The following is a 16657-nucleotide window of genomic DNA, read 5'->3' as shown; positions in this document are numbered from 1 at the left end:
GAGTTTCATTCACGGCAGTCGGACTCGGACACCCAGCAGTCGGTCGCGGTGGGTGTACCGCCGATCCGGTGAACGTCCGTTAGGATCACCTTCGATTGTTGGTATGGAAACCGCTGTATGACTTGATGAAAGGCACTCCATGGCTCAGAAAGTCGTCGTTCAGATCGTGGACGATCTCGACGGCGGGACCGCCACCCAGACCGTTCCCTTCGCACTCGATGGCGTCTCGTACGAAATCGACCTGTCGGACGAGAACGCCGAGGTGCTGCGCGAGGAGTTCGCGCGGTATGTCGAAGCAGGCAAGCGCGTCGGTGGGCGTCGGCTCAAGGTCGCCGCCGGGCAGGGGACGATCGCGGGTGCCGCTGATGGTGCGAAGCGGCCGGTTGACCGTGAGCGCACGCAGGCTGTCCGTGCCTGGGCTAGTGACAACGGATACGCGGTCGCCGACCGCGGCCGGATCCCCAACGAGATCTATGAAGCCTTCGATGCCGCGGAGGTGGCTGCGTCGCAGACCGTCGAAGACGCTCCGGTGCAAGCAGCGCGCAAGCGTTCGACGCGGAAGAAGAAGCCCGCCGCCGGCTGAGAGGGCCGCTCCGTCGTAGAAATCTAGGCGGCTTCGGCAAACCGACATTCGATTTGAACGCCGACTGCGAAATACCCTGTCTGGAGTGCGTCGCCGTCACGCTTGTACTGATTGATGTCGGTCAGACGAACAACGGCCCGCCCCTGCATCCGGGGTGTGTGTTGGAGCGGGCCGTTGCTCTTTCCCAACATGGCCCGAGATTCAGCTGAATCCCCGGAAGCGAGGTTTCACTGGGTGTGGTGTCCGGGCTTCGGGAATTCGGTCGGGTGCCATGTACCTCGAAGCGTAGGCCATCTCGCGGTGTCCATGCGGGCAGACAATTCTCGCGCAAAAACGCTGGGCATCCCAGCGAAATGTCTGCTATGGATGGCGGCGGTGGATGGGCAGCCTCCTCGTCGGGGGCCGCTGAGCTCGAACCTGCTCGTGCCCGGGCATCGACGGCGGACGGTGATCGGCTAACGTGCCACGTGTGCCGGGGGACAACGGATCGGGTGACGAGCGGAGTTCCGGCGACACGTGCTCCTCGCCTTCGCCGGAGCACTACTGGCTTAAAATCGCTGACCCGCGAGCCGAGCTACCGGTGTTTCCCGCCGGTGCCGATGCTCGTGTTCTCCTCCCCGCGTCAGGTGAATTCCATGATCTCAGGGCGAAGCTGACGGCGAACGGTGTCGACTGGCGTACGGTGCGTTACCTGGTGGACGACGAGATCGTCACCCACCGAGCTTCGCAGGTTTCGGAGTGTTACCTGGCGCGATCCGCGCGACGGCAACCGTTCCGCACCACGGGTGTGGAAGCAGCCATCGCCCGGGACGCCTTCGAAGTGCTGTGGGACAGTCACACCAGTACCGCCGAGACCGCGTCTTCGATACCGGCGGAGGAACTCGTTCCCCGCGATTGGCTTCGTTTTCTGCCGTACCCCTCCCTCAATCCCGCTCAAGCGGAAGCCGTTCCACCGATCTTGGGGGAATCGACGCACGTTGTCGTGGTCGCGCCCACCGGCGCGGGCAAGACCACGGTCGGAATGGTCGCGGCACTTCGAGCCGTGCTCGGCGAAGGCCGCAAGGCCGCGTGGCTGGTGCCGCAACGGTCACTGACGGACGAGCTTGATCGCGAGCTCGACCAGTGGCGTCGAGAGGGCCTCCGAGTCGAGCGGCTTTCCGGCGAGTACAGCGTCGACGTCGAACGTGTCCGGGAAGCGGACGTCTGGGTGGCGACAACCGAGAAATTCGAGGCGATGTGCCGGGCATCGTCCTTGCGCGAAGCTCTCGCCGAAGTCGCGTGCCTGATCGTCGACGAGATCCACTTACTGGGCGACCCTGAACGTGGCCCGGTCCTGGAAGCGCTCCTTGCCAGGATGCGTGGCAACGACCAGGTGCGCATCGTGGGTTTGTCGGCCACGGTCGCCAACGCCGACGAGATCGCGGCGTGGCTGGGGGCGCGGCTTGTGCGGGTGGCCTGGCGGCCCAGCACGTTGACCTGGCAATTGCCGGTCATCGCCACTCATCGGGACTGGTCGCTGGTCGAGAGCGCACGTATCCGGGTGGCGAACGCGCTCACCGGAATGGTCACCCAGGACGGTGGTAGCGCGCTGGTGTTCTGCGGAAGTAAGCGCGGGGTCAGGCGTACGGCTCTCGTGATCGCCGGTTCCCGAGGGGTACGCACCGATGGCGTGCACCCGGACGATCTCGACCGGCTGCACGAAGTTTGCCGCGAAGCACGGATAGGTCTTCACTACAAGGGCTGGGATCACAAACGGGAGGCGGAGAAGGCGTTCCGCGCCCGGGAAATCGATGTTCTCGTCGCCACTTCGACGGTCGCCGCCGGAGTGAACCTTCCGGCGCGGGCGGTCATCGTGCAGGACACCGAGGTCGGGATGAATCCGATCGACGTGGCGACCGTCCAGCAGATGTTCGGCCGGGCCGGCCGGGTGGGGCAGGGCGAGCGCGATGGCTGGGCTTTCATGATCGTCACCGAACAAGAGCGCCAGCGCTGGCAGGCCAAACTCGTCGCCGGGAACACCGTGCGCTCCCGGATCGAGGCCAGTCTGCCGGATCACGTTCTCGCCGAAGTGGTCCAGCGGCGGATCGCCTCACTACGTGAGGCCGAGGACTGGTGGGTCGGCACCTTGGCGTGCCATCAAGGCAGCCGTAGCCTGCAACCCCTCCGCGAGGCCGTCCGGTTCCTCGTCGAAGGCCGGTTCATCAGCGGAGCCGAGGCGGTCGACGGTGAATTCATGCTCGCACCGACGGACCTGGGAAAGGTCACGGCGCGGCTCATGGTGCCCGCAGCGGTGGGACACGAGATCAGGGTGGCTCTCGCTGAGAGCGCGTTACCGGATTCGCCGGATGAAGCGGAACGCACGGTCATCGACCTGATCGCGGGGCTGGTGCCCAAGCTCGCCCAAAGCGCGATCAACGAAGAACTGAAGGCCGTGGTCAACCGGTTGCTTCATCCGGACGGCTCGGGCGTCTATCAGCGGGGCGATCTGGCCAGGGTCGCACTCGGTCTCGTCGCGAGTACGCCGGAAGCGTTCCGTCGTGGGGCCAAGACGATCGCCGGGCTCCCCTATCTGGCTTTGTATCCGGTGCTGGAGGACGCACCCCGGTATCTCCATTGGATCGGTTGCCAGGGGCAGCTCGGGACTGTCCACCCCTGGAGCGCGGTCGTCGCGGCGGACCTGAGCCGCCGCGTGAAATGGCGACGATGCCAGCCGCCCCGCGGAGCCGGCCGGCTGCTGTGGATGTGCGAGCAGATGGCCACCCCCACGCACGCCGAAGATCTCGTTCCCGCGCTCTGGAGCGCCGCGAGAGCGCGGGGGATCACTGGCCCTGACTGGTCGGCCAGAGGGGTTCCGAGTCAGTGCCGTCTCGATGACGAGGCTTATCGCGCCTTGTTGAGGGAACGTGCGACCGACGTCGTCATCGAGAGAAACGAGGACCTGATCGCGGTCTCGGCACCGGATTCGAGTGTCGTCGTGGCTTGGTCGGGCAGAAGATTCTCTCGGGTTGGCTTGTCGCAGGGAAATGGGTCCGTCCAGGCCGACGACGACACGCAGGTGGCCGCCTTCACCTGGCGAGGCGACTATCGAGCGACAGGCTGGCTCGGCCGGTATTCGCAGCTGGAACCGTCCTGACCGGGAGGTCCGATTCCGGTGCGGTTGAGGGATAAGCCGAGCGAGCTCGGGACTACCTGGTCTCTCGAGCGGCCGCGAAACGGAAAGCCACGATGGCCGAACCCCGGAATCTCGTGCCAGGCTACGATCACGCCTGCTGAGCACAAGTAAACCGGCGCAATGCCGCCGCCTCGACCACGCCTTCCTCGCCAGGATTCAGAGACACCAGCCCGCCGTGTCCGTCAAACCCACAGCGAACGACCCTGCCGGGCTCGTCGAGCGCCGCAGGTGAACTCGACCTCATCGCAGACACAATGCTATAAGCCACCCCCTGCCGAACCAGCTCGTCTCAGGCCGGTCTGTCTCACTGCTCACGACAAACGGCCGGATCGAGCGTGTGGCTTGCTGCCTTGACTTTTAGGTCAACGGCAGCCCCGCTCGCGCGGGGACGACGGCCATTTGGACCGGACGCTCGGAGTGCCGCTGGGACCAACCCCGCTAGCACGGGGACGACGCGGACTGACCTGGCTCATTGAAGATCGTACTGCTGGTTTTCTTCAGCCTGTTAGCCCTCAGACTGACCAAGAGGGTCGAACCGAGCCCTAGGTTGTTGATTCGGCGAGTTCTCGTATTGCGGTGTCGGTGTGCGTAGTGGGTACGGCGGTGTCGTTGTCTGGGGCACTGACGGTGTTTCGCGTGCTCGGTGCGGTTCAGGGGTGTCATGGGCTGAGAGCGGGAGCGTGCCTCTTTGCGCCATTTTCGAAGGATGCGGCGGCCGTAGCTGTGGGTTCCGGCGACGCGGTCGAGGTCGGCGCCGGATGGCGTTCGGCCTTGGGTGGGTTCGTGCTGATAGTGGGTCCACATCAGTTGTTCGGCGGTGGGTTTGAAGGGCTGGTCCGTCGGGCCTGGTGTCGCCTGCGGAGGGTTGCCCGGGGCTGGCGTAGGCGTGGGCAAGCGGCGGTGATGACGCCGAGGGCGCTGGTCACGGGTGTGGAGGCGATGTGCGCGCAGGGAGAGCGAGATGCCGAAGATGAATGCGTACCAAGCGGCCACCGACCATCCCCGCCTGTGCGGGGACAACGCGATCACCGTGTGCACCAGGGTCCCGGCGGGACGGACCAACCCTATATCCGCGGGACGACCCAGGACGCCAGGCTCGCGGGAACTCGGTGAGCGGACCATCCCCGCCTGCGTGAGGGACGACCGCCGCTTCACGAACGTCTTGTTGTGGCGGCCGGGATCAACCCCGCTCGCGCGGGGGCGACGTAATCAGCGTGATCATGAATTCCGCCATCGAGGGATCAACCCCGCTCGTACGGGGACGACTTCACATGGTCCCGAACCAGGATCTCCCCGGCTGACCAGCCCCGCTCGCGCAGGGACGACAAGCCGGATCTGGACAAGCTGATCCGCGCCGTGGGGCCAACCCCGCTTGTGGGGACGACAAGTCGGTCTCGCTGGCGTGCACCAGACGTCGGAACCAAGCTCGCGAGCGCGAGGAGGGACCGCAGTCAGAAAGCATCGACCGGATGCGCGCCAAGGGATCAGCCCCGCCTGCGCGGGGACGACCTGTACCTGATCGGGAAGTACGGCGGCTACCAGGGGCCAACCCCGCCTATGCGGGGACGACGGTCGCGACTACGACGCGATCCCGGTCTTTTGGGGACCAGTCCCGCTTGCGCGGGGACGACCTCAACGCCGGACAACGCCGGATGGTGACCGAGGGACCAGCCCCGCCTGCGCGGGGACGACGGTTTCTACCAGGGCCGCCAGGATCCGGAGCTGGGACCAGCCCTGCCTGTGCGGGGACGACTCGGCGAGCGCGGGCCCTTCCGGCCGGTGGAACGGACCAGCCCCGCCTGCGCGGGGACGACGCGCCACAATGACGAGCGCGCCCACAACCAACGGGACCAACCCCGCTCGCGCGGGGACGACCGCTGGTGGATCGCGCGGAAACCGCTCTACAAGGGACCAACCCCGCTCGCGCAGGGACGACTACAACCGGCTGATCCAGATGACGGCGGACAAGGGGCCAACCCCGCTCGCGCGGGGACGACACAAACTGACCTGGTCCTTTGAAGATCATACTGCTGGTTTGTTCCGTTTGGTTGTCGTAATGTCCTCATGCTGATCATGACGTTGGCTCGAACCTCAGGGCATCGATTCGGCGAGTTCTCGCCCGAGGATGTCCGCTTGTGGACGTGGGTTCGTTGATGTCGTCGTTTGGGGCCCTGACGGCGTTTCGTATGGCGGGTGTGGTTCGGAGTTGGCTGTGGCTGTATGCGGGAGTGTGCCTTCTTTGCGCCATTTTCGGAGGATGCGGCGACCGTAGTTGTGGGTTCCGGCGATGCGGTCGAGTTCGGCGCCGGTGGGTGTTCGGCCTTGGGTGTGCTCGCGCTGGTAGTGGGTCCACATCAGTTGTTCGGCGCTGGGCTTGACCGGCTGGTCCGTCGGGTTTGGTGTAGTAGGCCGAAGGGTGGCCGGGTTTGGGGTGAGGGGTTCGGATTCCTTGTGAATGCGGTCGGAGGGTGAGGGCGTTGGTGGTTCGGTGCGGTGGCGTTTGAGTGCTCGGTTGAGGAGTTCGACGGCGAGTAGCAGAGCAAGCGGTGGGCATGCGGCGACGGCGACGCCGAAGGCGCTCGTCACCGGAGCAGAGGCGATGTTCGCACAGAGGGACAGCGCGATGCCGAAGACGAACGCTGCCCAGGCCGGCCAACGGCTGGAGCCGTCGCGACTGGGCTTCCAGAGTTCGACGGTCGCGGTGGTGAGGAGGCCGTCGACGATGAGCGGCCAGATCGAGGCGGTCGTCGTGTCCGCGCCGAACCGGAGCGCGAACTGACGCCCATGGACGTAGGAGGCATAGGCGGCCCCGAGGGCGACCAGGGCGGTGCAACCGCATTGAATCCAGAGGGAGAGGTCCCGACGGATGCTGTTCATGATGTGGCTCCACCGCGGTCCCGGCGCAGCCGGTTGATCCTCAGTGTGGCGGAAAGTTGCAGCTCAGGGGGCTGAGAGGACGCGTGGTTGCTGTCCGTACCTCGTCGGGGGTACAGCACGAAAAGCGCCGATCATTTTGATCGACGCTTTTGCTATTTCAGTAGCCAGGCATGGCGTCTGTGATCCTTTCTCCTGCTTCCGCTATCGACTGCACGGTGAGCTGAGTCACCTCGAAGAGCGCCCTGGCCAAGTTGACCCGCAAGTAGGGAACGGCGGCCGGAAGGCGCGGGTCCGAGGGTGTGGGTGGTGCCGGAGTCTCGATGTCTTGCGCGTCCAGCCGAGCCGTCTCGGCTTGAACGGTGTTCTTGTTCGCCGCAGGCTTCCTGCTCACGTTCGATCTCGGCGATCGCTGCCGCACGCTGTCCAGTTCGGACGGTCGATCGCGTCGGCTTCCAGAATGGACGTACGGCAGGTCGGCGACGCCGTGGTTGTTCTTGCGGGGCCGGAGTCTCCTTTGTTGTGAGCCTGGTCCGGACGGCCGCTCCGGCGCTAACTTCCTTGCCCGGTCGGTGATCGCAGCGCCCATCGGATCGACGGCGTTGTAAGAACACGTTCTCGCCACGAACGCCCGCCTCCGCCGATGGGCGGAGGTCTCGCAAGCGGCGGATCAGGGGCGGAGGACCACTTTGCCGATGTTGGCGCGGGCCTCGATGATTTCGTGCGCCGACGCGGCGTCGGACATGGGGATTTCGGCGTGTACGGCGGCTCGTAGCCGTCCGGTCTGGTGGAGTTGCCACAGTTGCCCGTGGTGGCGGTCGTAGAGTTCGCGCTGGGTGCCGGCGAACCGGGCCATGGTGAAGCCGGTGATGGTCTTGGAGCCGGCGAGCAGATCGAAGGCGGGCACCGTGCCGCCGCCGGAGTTGAAGAAGATCAGCCGTCCGCCGGGTTTCAGCGCGGCGACGGCGCGGGTGAGCAACTCGCCGCCGACGCCGTCGAGCACCACGTCGACGGGCTCGCCCCAGTGGTCGCTGTCGTAGATGACGACTTCGTCGGCTCCGAGGTCGCGCAGGAAGTCCGCCTTGCCGGGGGAGCTGACGGCCGCCACGACCCGCTTGATCCCTTGGATCTTCGCCAGTTGGACCGCGAGGTGCCCCACGCCGCCGGCCGCGCCGGTGACGAGTACGGATTCGGCCGCGGTGACCTTGGCGGTCGACAGCGCGCCGAGCGCGACGTGTCCGCTGCGTACCAGCGCGACAGCCTGGACGCAGCCGGCGTCGTCGGGGATGCGGCTCGCCATGTGGCTGGGAGCGAGGACCATATCGGCGTAGGAGCCGGTGAAGGTCAGCGATGTGACCCGGTCCCCGACCGTGAAGCCGGTCGTCTGCGGGCCGACAGCGACAACCTGCCCGGCGATCTCCCCGCCGAGCACGCCCGGGAGCGGCGCGCGGTCACCTTCGCCGCGGACTTTGCGCACCGAAGGCAAGGTCACGCCGATGGCCTCGGTCCGCACCAGGAGCTCACCAGGCCCCGGTTCGGGTGTCGGGGCCTGTTCGAGGCGGAGTACCTCCGGACCGCCGTACTCGTAGAAGCGGACTCGGCGCATGACTACCTCCAGGTTGTTGGGTAGTCCCAACGATAACGGATTCTGTTGGGTACTCCCAATGATTTTCGGTAGCCTGTCGGGATGGTCGACGTCCCGTACGCCCCTGCCCGCATCCGCGCTCTCCCGAGCTGGCTCCTCGGCCGTGCCGCGGCCCGCGGTCATCGGCTGGTGGCGGAGGCGCTGGCGCGCGAGGGCCTGCGAATGATGCACCACGCGGTGCTGGCCTCCGTCGCCGAGCTGGGGCCGGTGTCTCAGGCGGATCTCGGCCGGACCCTGCGCGTCGACCCCAAGGACATGGTCGCGATCGTCAACGATCTGCACCGAGAGGGTCTGATCGCCCGCACCCCCGATCCGGCCGACCGGCGCAAGAACGCCATATCCATCTCGGCCGCCGGGAGCCGGCGCCTGCGCCGTACCGAAAAGCTGGGCGACGAAGCCAACGACGAACTGACCTCAGCGCTGACGCCGGCCGAGCGTGACCAACTCGTCGACCTGCTGGCCCGCATCGTCTCCCCGGTGGGACCGTCGTCATAGCGCGGACCAGGAGCGGACCTGCGCGAGGCGAAGCCGGGAAGCGACGACGTTCACCGCTCGGCCCACCTCCGGCGGAGGGGGTTGCCCGTTGGTGCGTAGATCGTCGCCCGCTATGCCGTCCCATCGGTGTGGCCCCGGAGTTGATCACCACAGCAAGCTGTGTGTGCTCGAGCCCGCAGTCAGCACAGGGGGAAACACATGGGGGTCCGTCCTGGACGCCGGTTGCTCGCCGCCGTCGTGGCGGTGACGACCGGGATCACGCTCGTCACCGCTCCTCCGGCGGTCGCCGAGGCATCCGTCGTGGACACCGCGAAACTGGCCGACGTCCTGCTCGCCGGTTACGTCCGCACCATCGACGACACGAAGACCTACACCAAGCATCTGGTGGCCAGCGCTGAGCTGCTCGACTGGCACGCCACCCATCCGGGTGCCGACCAGAAGACCTTGACCGATCACTTCGAACTGGTCCAGGGCGCGATCCACGACGCCCTGCCGGAGCGGACTTCTCTCACCGAGGACCACGAGATCGCGGGTGCGGCGCTGTCCGTGCTGCACACGGTGCCGGACGCGGCCGTGCGCGGCCCCGAGGTCGGCAAACTGCTGGCGGCGCTGATCGCACGCGACGTCGTACCGCCGACCGGGTCGGTCAAGGACCGGCTGGAGAGCGCGCTGCGGATCTCGTCGTGGCGGGCCGGCTTGGAGTCGGCTCAGGCCTCGGTGTGGTCCGGTGTCGGGAAGACCGCACGGAGCGACGCCAAGTTCACCGCGGCCTGGGACGACGGCGCGGGTAAGGACATCGGCATCAGCGCGAGGGCCTCCGCCGTGCAGTTGAGCAACACCACCGTGCTCCAGCATCACTTGAAGATCGAGCCGTTCCTGGAGGTGCAGACCAAGCCGGACAGGCTCCGGATCGTGACCGACGAGGCGATGGCCGACACCATCCGGAAGACGGTGGATCAGCGCAACCTCTGGTTCAACGAACTGAAGAACGCGAAGCCGGAACCGGGCAAGCCCAAGGAAGACCTGGAAGCCGAGCAGAAGGAACGCCAGAAGTGGATCGACGGTGCGAAGAGCGCTCTCGACGGCTACGCGTTCTTCCTCGGCGCGGTGGGTGACCCTGGCGCCGAACGGGACCTCAAGGCCTTCGCCAGCGGTGCGCTCCAGGTGGCCACCGCGGTCAACGAGTGCATCACCGCGTTCAAAGCCATCGACGCGGTGTTCTCCATGGCCTCGGTCGCCTTCACCGGCAACGTGCTCAGCGCCGTCAGCACCCTGGTGGGCCTGTTCGCCTCGGCCGGGCCGAGTGTCGAGGAGCTGATCCTCAAGGAGATCGAGGCCCTGCACAAGAAGCTCGACGAGCTCAAGGAGAACATGAACGAGCGCTTCGACGCCATCGACCGGCGGCTCAGCGCGATGTACACCGAGATCGTCGGCCAGCTGAAACGGCTCACCGGCGACGTGACCACGGTGAAGAACAACCTGACGGACGTCGCCGGTCAGCTCACCCGGATCGAAGACCGCGTGGACAACATCGGCGTCAACGTCACCGCGGCGCTGGCCGGCCTGTACGCCAAGGACGCGTGGAAGCAGGCCGATGCGAAGATCGACTATCTGCGTTACCACCCCGGCGACGAGTTCACCTATGACATGTACAAGCAGGCAGAAGAGGAGTTCCACCCGGCCGGTGTCGACCTGCCGAAGTCCGAGGGTGCCTACGTGCCGTCGAACGAACGTCCACAGAGGATGGTTCGGTCTTGCAGAACCTGCGTGACTTCGGGACGTTCGGCGTGATCCGGTACCTGTCCCGGCTCATGGTCCGCAAGGGCTGGAACCAGGAGGTGCCCGAGGTCGGCCCGACCGGCAACCCCGAAATGTGGAAGATCGGCGCTACCGCGTACACCCTGCTTTCCGCGCAGAATCCGAACTGGGCCAACAAACCCGGCACGAATCCGCCGGGGCAGCCCGGGAACCGGTGGGAGCGGCCCGGGCACGTCATCGGACAAGGCCGCGCGATCCTCGAAGCGGCCAAGACGTTCGGCACTCCGAAGGCCGACGGTGGGGTCAATGCCTTGTTCGCCGGGTTGCTGAACGAGTACGGGACCACGCTGAACGGTTTGATCGACGAGGCGCAGAACCGGGAACACGATGTCACCAAGGGTGCTTACAACCTCTGGGGCGGACCTGCCCAGGCAGCGCTCATCGAGCGAGCCGGCCTCGACGGCCTGCCCAAGGCGATGAAATGCGATTCGGGCAACCTCGACGAGTACATCGAGACTCCGGCGAAAATGCGGGGACGTATGCTTGCCCCGGCGCAGATGCTCGCCAGGAACGTGCACGTGAACCCGCCGCACTACAGCATCTGCTGGTATTCGAGGTTCGTCGACGAGCACGTGGTGGAGCGCACCGATCTCTGCGAAGCCGACCCCAGGCCGGTGCCTTGCACGGAGAAGTGGACCTACGGCGATCTCGAGGTCACCTTCAGCCAGGGGCTGCAATGGTCCGACGCGCCTCCGCTGCCCAGCCGCTGGGGCACCGCCACGGTGAAGAAGGGGATGCAGCTCCAGTACTGCAAGGACATCCACAACGGGCCCGCCTACTGCACGAACCGGCCGAACCAGTTCGAGGAGGTCGTGAAGGGCTGGAAGACCGGTCTGCACCAAGCGTTCGACACGAACGTGCGGATCGGCGAGCGGCCGGAGACCGAGCAGGACGCGGTGAACCGGATGACCACGTTCCTGAACCAGAACAGGACCAACTACTACCTCGACAACGCGAAGTACCTCAAGACCACCAATCGAGGCGCCGCGCTCAACATGCAGGCGCGGTTGCTGCGCACCTACACCGAACTCGGCTTCCCGCAGTCGCTGCGATCGGACAAGGAGCTACGCGGCCTGCTGTACGGCGCGTTCGGGATCTTCGCCAACGCCACGGACGAAATCGTGCCCGATCAGCTGTCCCGGATCTACGAGACCGCCGCGTCGAATCTCGCGGGCGGCCTTCCGGCCTGGAAGCAGGAACTGCTGTCCGCACGGGAGAATCCCTGTGTCAAACCCGAGGGAATCCGGACCGATGACCCGCTGCTGGCCTGTCTCGCCGAGGACGGCCGAAGTCGGCTGGCGAAACTGAACGAGCGGTACACGGTCGCGTTCAAGGCCCGCAAGGACGGTGCGGACGAGACGTTGTCGGACGTGCGGGACCAGGTGCGGAACCTGTGGCTGGTCACCAAGACGATCCATCCCGCGGCCGACGTCGGCGGACCGGTGGATCCCGTGCCGCCGAAGATCGCCGTCAACGCCGACTACGACGGAGACCGCAAGGAGGACACGGCGTTCTGGCGGCCTGAAGATGGCACGTGGACCGTGCGGCCCTCCACCGGCGGGCCGGAGCGGACGACGAGCCTCGGACGCCCCGGTGATCTGCCGGCACCCGCGGACTACGACGGCGACGGCAAGGCCGATCCCGCCGTCGTCCGGCCATCGGAGGGCCGGTTCTCGCGCAAGGCTTTGACCGGTGGCCCGGTCACCACGACGGAGTGGCCGAAACCCGGTTACGAGCCGAGGCCGGGCGAACGGGCCGGTATGGTGACCCTCGCCGGACGGCTGGGCAGACTCGCGAACGAAGTGTCCAGGGTGGGCAAGGCCACCGACGCGGTGGTGGCGCAACGTCAGGTGGTGAACCTGTGGCGGTCGCTGGCGCGGTCCGGTGGCGCCTCGGACCTGGCACGTTCGCTCGTCGTCCTGGGCTCGTTCCTGACCAACACGCGTGAGCACGACGAAGCGATCGCCGTCACGAAGGACGCCATCGACCGCTTCCGCGCACTCGGGCAGAAAGCCGACCTTGCGTGGGCACTGAACAACCTGGGCTATCGGAATTCGGCGGCGGGCAGGGCGTTGGACGCTGTGGTGGCGCAGCGGGAGAGCCGGGATCTGTACCGCGAGCTGGCCTCGGCGGATCCGGCGCAACGACGGGCCTTGGCCTTGGCTCATGTCGTTCTGGGATCGTTCGCGCAGCAGGCCGGCTTGTACGAGGAGGCGATCCAGGCCGGGCGTGACGGTGTCGCCGTCTATCGGCAACTCGGGGACAAGCCCGGCCTGGCGTGGGCACTGAACAATCTGGGCTATCGGAATTCGGCGGCGGGCAGGGCGTTGGACGCGGTGGTGGCGCAGCGGGAGAGCCGGGATCTGTACCGGGAGCTGGCCTCGGTGGATCCGGCGCAACGACCGGCGTTGGCGACTGCCTACGTGATTCTGGGGTCGTTCGCGCAGCAGGCGGGTCTGCACGAGGAGGCCATCCAGGCGGCGCGTGACGGTGTCGCCGTCTACCGGGAAATCGGGGACAAGGGCGGCCTCGCCTGGGCGTTGAACAACCTCGCGTACCGGTTCTCCGCAGCGGGGAAAGCCGCTGACGCGGCGGCGGCGCAGAGGGAAGTGCGAGACATCTATCAGGCACTTCTGGACGGCGGTGGTGCTTACCGGCCGCAACTGGCCGAAGCCGCGCTCCTGCTGGCGAGGTTCCTCATCGGCGCGGGCCGGAACGACGAGGCCAGACAGCCCGCTCAACAGGCAGTCGACCTCTTCGAGCAGCTCGCCGCGGCCGACCCCGCGTACGCACCGCGTTTGAAGGAAGCGAAAGAGGTGCGAGCCAGTCTCGGCTAGGCGGTGTCCGGAGAGTCTGTTCGATGGGCCACCTTGGCGCGAAGATCGCGAACAAGCCTGGCACCCGAAACCGCGTAATCGGGATCCTTAGGTCCGTCCATTCCGGCCGACGAACCAGGGGAGACCGCATCGTGCTCGGGCCGAGGGGAACTACGCCAGGTGTGTGCTTTCGGCGCCGTCCTGGACTCGCCGGAGCGCCGCCCCGGCGCTTGCGGACTCCGGGGCGGCGGCCGGTCAGGGCAGGATCTTGCCCGCTCCCGCTCCGGCGGTCACGCTGCCCTTCACCGCGCTCGCGGACTCGAGGCTGTAGGAGTACGGGATCCCGGCCACCTTTCCGCTCGCCTGCGGTGAGCCGGATCCGGTGAAGAGGTTCCCGCGCTGCACCAGGGTGCCTGCCGGTGAACCCGCGTAGCCGACCAGTGTCGGTTCGTCGACGTTGTCGAAGTGGTTGTTCTCGACGAGGACGCCACCGCCGCAGGTGGACGCGACACCGTACTCGTTGTCTCGATAGTAGTTGTTGAACACGTGCACCGGATTGGCGAATCGCACGCGCGGATGCCGTGTCCCCGAGCCGTCGAAGTAATTGTGGTGATAGGTCACGCGCAATTTGCCGATGTCCTGGCTCCCGTTGTCGTCACTGTGCCCGAGCAGCATCGATTTGTCGTGCCCGTGCACGCGGTTCCAGGACACCGTGATGTAATCCGAAGCGCGCTTGATGTCGACGGCGCCGTCGTATCCGTTGGTGAACGTGTTGTGGTCGACGACCACGTTGGTCGATGCCTTTTCGATGTTGATCGCGTCGTCGTCCCAGTCCCGGAAGGACAGGTTCTGGATCACCACGTTCTTGGAGCCGCTCAGGGTCAGGCCGCAGCCGTCGATCGTCGCGCCGGTGTTGCCCAGAATGGATTTGTTGGACCCCACCCTGAGCATGCCGGAGCAGGAAATGGTGCCGGAGACCCGCACCACCGCCGCCGTGGTCCCGCTGATCGCCGAGCTCAACGCCGACGCCGAGGTCACCGTGATCGGCGGTGCGCCGCCGCCGCCGTGGGTGCCGCCGTTCTGGCTCGCCCAGCCGATCGGTGCCGCCTGCGCGGAGATTTCCGCATTGACGCCGGTGGTCACCACGGTGGTCGAAGTGATCACGGTCAAAGCCAGAATCGAAAGAAATCGATAAGGACGCACATTCATCACGCCGCCTCCTTGCGGTCGATGAAGAAACAGGAATGTCCTAAAAGGATTGATTCGGATCCGATGGCGAAGTGCCGAGAACAGGAGACCAACGAACCGGCGTCACGTCAACCCTCGATCGCCGATTCCCGGTTCACACTGATGAATCGTGAGGCCAGCCGCACCGTGATTCGCCGATATTGCTCCAGGCGGACGATCCGGGGTTGACGGGAGCGCTCCCAGCTATCACGATGCGTTTACAAGTGTGGACGTCGTTCAGATATGTGAATCGAGATGCGATCATGAACCTCACGCGCCGCAGCTTCGGACTCCTCGCCACCGCTGTGCCGGTGGCCGTCCTCGCGGGTGGACACCAGACCGTTCAGGCCGCCGTGCCGGGGATTCCGGCGGCCATGCGCCGGGCCGCGGCGTTCTTCGACGAAGAGCTCTCCTATCGCGGCGCCTATGTCTGGAGCTATCTGCCCGACCTGTCCCAGACCTGGGGTGAGATGGCGGCCAAGCGCACCATGTGCTGGGTGCAGCCGCCGGGAACGCCGTCGATCGGGCACAGCCTGCTCGACGCCTACCACGCCACCGGTGACGAATCCTTCTACCGCGCCGCTTCGCGCACCGGCCTCGCCTTGGCGGAGGCCCAATTGCCGGTCGGCGGCTGGAACTACGTGCACGACTTCGCGGGTACCAAGTCGCTGCGCGAGTGGTACGACACCGTCGGCGCGAACGGTTGGCGGCTGGAGGAGTTCCAGCACTATTACGGCAACGCGACCTTCGACGACGCGGGCACGTCCTCCGCCGCCCAGCTCATCCTGCGCCTCTACCTGGAACGCGGCGATCACCGATTCGGCGCGGCTCTCGATCGCGCCCTGCGCTTCGTGGTGAAGGCGCAGATTCGCGGAGGGATCGCCGACGGCGGCTGGCCGCAGCGTTTCCCCAGGTTCGCGGGGGCCGTGAAGGACACGCCGTGGCCCGAGGTGCGGCCCCCGTGGCTGCCCGACGGCGTCCGGCACGGCATGGAGGACGGTGACTACACCGGCCATGTCACCTTCAACGACGACGTCCTCGGCGAGAACATCAAGTTCCTGCTGATGTGCATGTCCACTTTGGACAAACCGGGGCTGGCCGGGCCGATCCGGCGCGCGATGGGCTGCCTGCGCCGCCTGCAGCAGCCAGGACCGCAGGCGGGGTGGGCGTTGCAGCATTTGACCAGGGCCGCGGGCGGCAGGCCCGCGGGCGCTCCGGCGGGCGCGCGATCCTACGAACCCCGCGCCCTGGCCACGCACACCACGCAGACCAATGTGCAGCAGCTGTTCCACTACTTCCGGCTCACCGGTGATCGAGGATTCCTCGACCGTGTCCCTGAAGCCATCGCGTGGCTGGACAGCTGCCCGCTCACCGCACGGCAGCACGCCGAGAACCCGTTGCTGGCCGGGCGAACCCATCCCACCTTCGTGGATCTGGAGACCAACCGGGCGCGGTTCGTCCACCGCTTCGGCTCGAACGTCCGCAACGGCGCCTACTACACCGACAACGACCACCGCGCGACGCTGAGCCATTATTCCGGCGGCCGGGTGATCGACACCGCCGCCCTGCGCGCCACTTACGAGCAACTGCGCGCGCTCACCCCGGCGCAGGTCGCGGATCTGAAGGCGCGCTCGCCGCTCAGCGGCGTCCCGGTCCCGCTGCCTCGTTACTTCACCCCGCGCGAGCCTCAGCTCACCGACCTCTTCCTCGGCGCGCCGTCACAGCTGCCGGCCGTGTCCGACGCGGAGGCGACGGCGCTGGCCGGCGGGCTCGGCGGCAACGATTACTGGCTGACCCCGGCGGACGCGATCACCAACCCGTACCGCGGTCCTTCGCCGGCCACGCCTTACGCAGGAAAGGCGTATATGAGCAAGCACGTCGGCGACCTGTACGACACCTCGCCCTACGATCCGCTCACCCCGCCCGAGGAGCCGCCGTACCGGCCGAAGGAGCGGCCGCCGGTGATCAGCACCGGCACCTATGTGGCCAACATGGGCAAGCTGATCGCCTGGGCCGCGGGCTGAAGG

9 protein-coding genes are annotated in these 16657 nt (G+C 66.6%); 6 read left to right on the top strand and 3 right to left on the bottom strand.

Features of this window, described 5'->3' with window-relative positions:
- The first annotated feature begins 139 nt into the window (after window positions 1-139).
- Both MJQ72_RS30470 and MJQ72_RS30465 read left to right on the top strand, forming a co-directional pair.
- Complete coding sequence (locus MJQ72_RS30470) at window positions 140-583, top strand: Lsr2 family protein (protein WP_240594496.1); 444 nt, start codon at window positions 140-142, stop codon at window positions 581-583.
- 469 nt (window positions 584-1052) lie between these two features.
- On the top strand, window positions 1053-3716 hold the full coding sequence (locus MJQ72_RS30465; protein ID WP_240594495.1) for a DEAD/DEAH box helicase: 2664 nt from the start codon (window positions 1053-1055) through the stop codon (window positions 3714-3716).
- A 2130-nt stretch (window positions 3717-5846) separates the two neighbouring features.
- Here MJQ72_RS30465 and MJQ72_RS30460 read toward each other — a convergent pair.
- Both MJQ72_RS30460 and MJQ72_RS30455 read right to left on the bottom strand, forming a co-directional pair.
- Window positions 5847-6632 carry a DUF2637 domain-containing protein gene (locus MJQ72_RS30460; protein ID WP_240594494.1) on the bottom strand — a complete coding sequence of 262 codons (786 nt, stop codon included), beginning with the start codon at window positions 6630-6632 and terminating at the stop codon, window positions 5847-5849.
- Window positions 6633-7299: 667 nt separating this feature from the next.
- On the bottom strand, window positions 7300-8235 hold the full coding sequence (locus MJQ72_RS30455; RefSeq protein WP_240594493.1) for a zinc-binding dehydrogenase: 936 nt from the start codon (window positions 8233-8235) through the stop codon (window positions 7300-7302).
- Between the two features lie 81 nt (window positions 8236-8316).
- Here MJQ72_RS30455 and MJQ72_RS30450 point away from each other — a divergent pair, with 81 nt between their 5' ends.
- From MJQ72_RS30450 to MJQ72_RS30440, 3 genes are all read left to right on the top strand, one after another.
- On the top strand, window positions 8317-8769 hold the full coding sequence (locus tag MJQ72_RS30450) for a MarR family winged helix-turn-helix transcriptional regulator (RefSeq protein ID WP_240594492.1): 453 nt from the start codon (window positions 8317-8319) through the stop codon (window positions 8767-8769).
- Between the two features lie 198 nt (window positions 8770-8967).
- Window positions 8968-10560 carry a hypothetical protein gene (locus MJQ72_RS30445; protein WP_240594491.1) on the top strand — a complete coding sequence of 531 codons (1593 nt, stop codon included), beginning with the start codon at window positions 8968-8970 and terminating at the stop codon, window positions 10558-10560.
- Window positions 10524-13424, top strand: a complete 2901-nt coding sequence (locus MJQ72_RS30440) for a tetratricopeptide repeat protein (RefSeq protein WP_240594490.1) — start codon at window positions 10524-10526, stop codon at window positions 13422-13424. Before MJQ72_RS30445 ends, MJQ72_RS30440 begins: the two co-directional genes overlap by 37 nt.
- 234 nt (window positions 13425-13658) lie before the next feature.
- On the opposite strand, the gene MJQ72_RS30435 is transcribed toward MJQ72_RS30440, so the two are convergent.
- The gene (locus MJQ72_RS30435; protein ID WP_240594489.1) at window positions 13659-14567 is read right to left on the bottom strand and encodes a polysaccharide lyase family 1 protein; all 909 of its coding nucleotides are present in this window, start codon (window positions 14565-14567) and stop codon (window positions 13659-13661) included.
- 326 nt (window positions 14568-14893) lie between these two features.
- Between MJQ72_RS30435 and MJQ72_RS30430 the strand changes: the two genes are divergently transcribed.
- Window positions 14894-16654 carry a pectate lyase gene (locus tag MJQ72_RS30430; protein WP_240594488.1) on the top strand — a complete coding sequence of 587 codons (1761 nt, stop codon included), beginning with the start codon at window positions 14894-14896 and terminating at the stop codon, window positions 16652-16654.
- Window positions 16655-16657: the final 3 nt, after the last annotated feature.

Origin of the sequence: Amycolatopsis sp. EV170708-02-1 (assembly GCF_022479115.1) — a bacterium.
Taxonomy (GTDB): Bacteria; Actinomycetota; Actinomycetes; order Mycobacteriales; family Pseudonocardiaceae; genus Amycolatopsis.
This window is presented reverse-complemented; position numbering and strand designations above follow the sequence as displayed.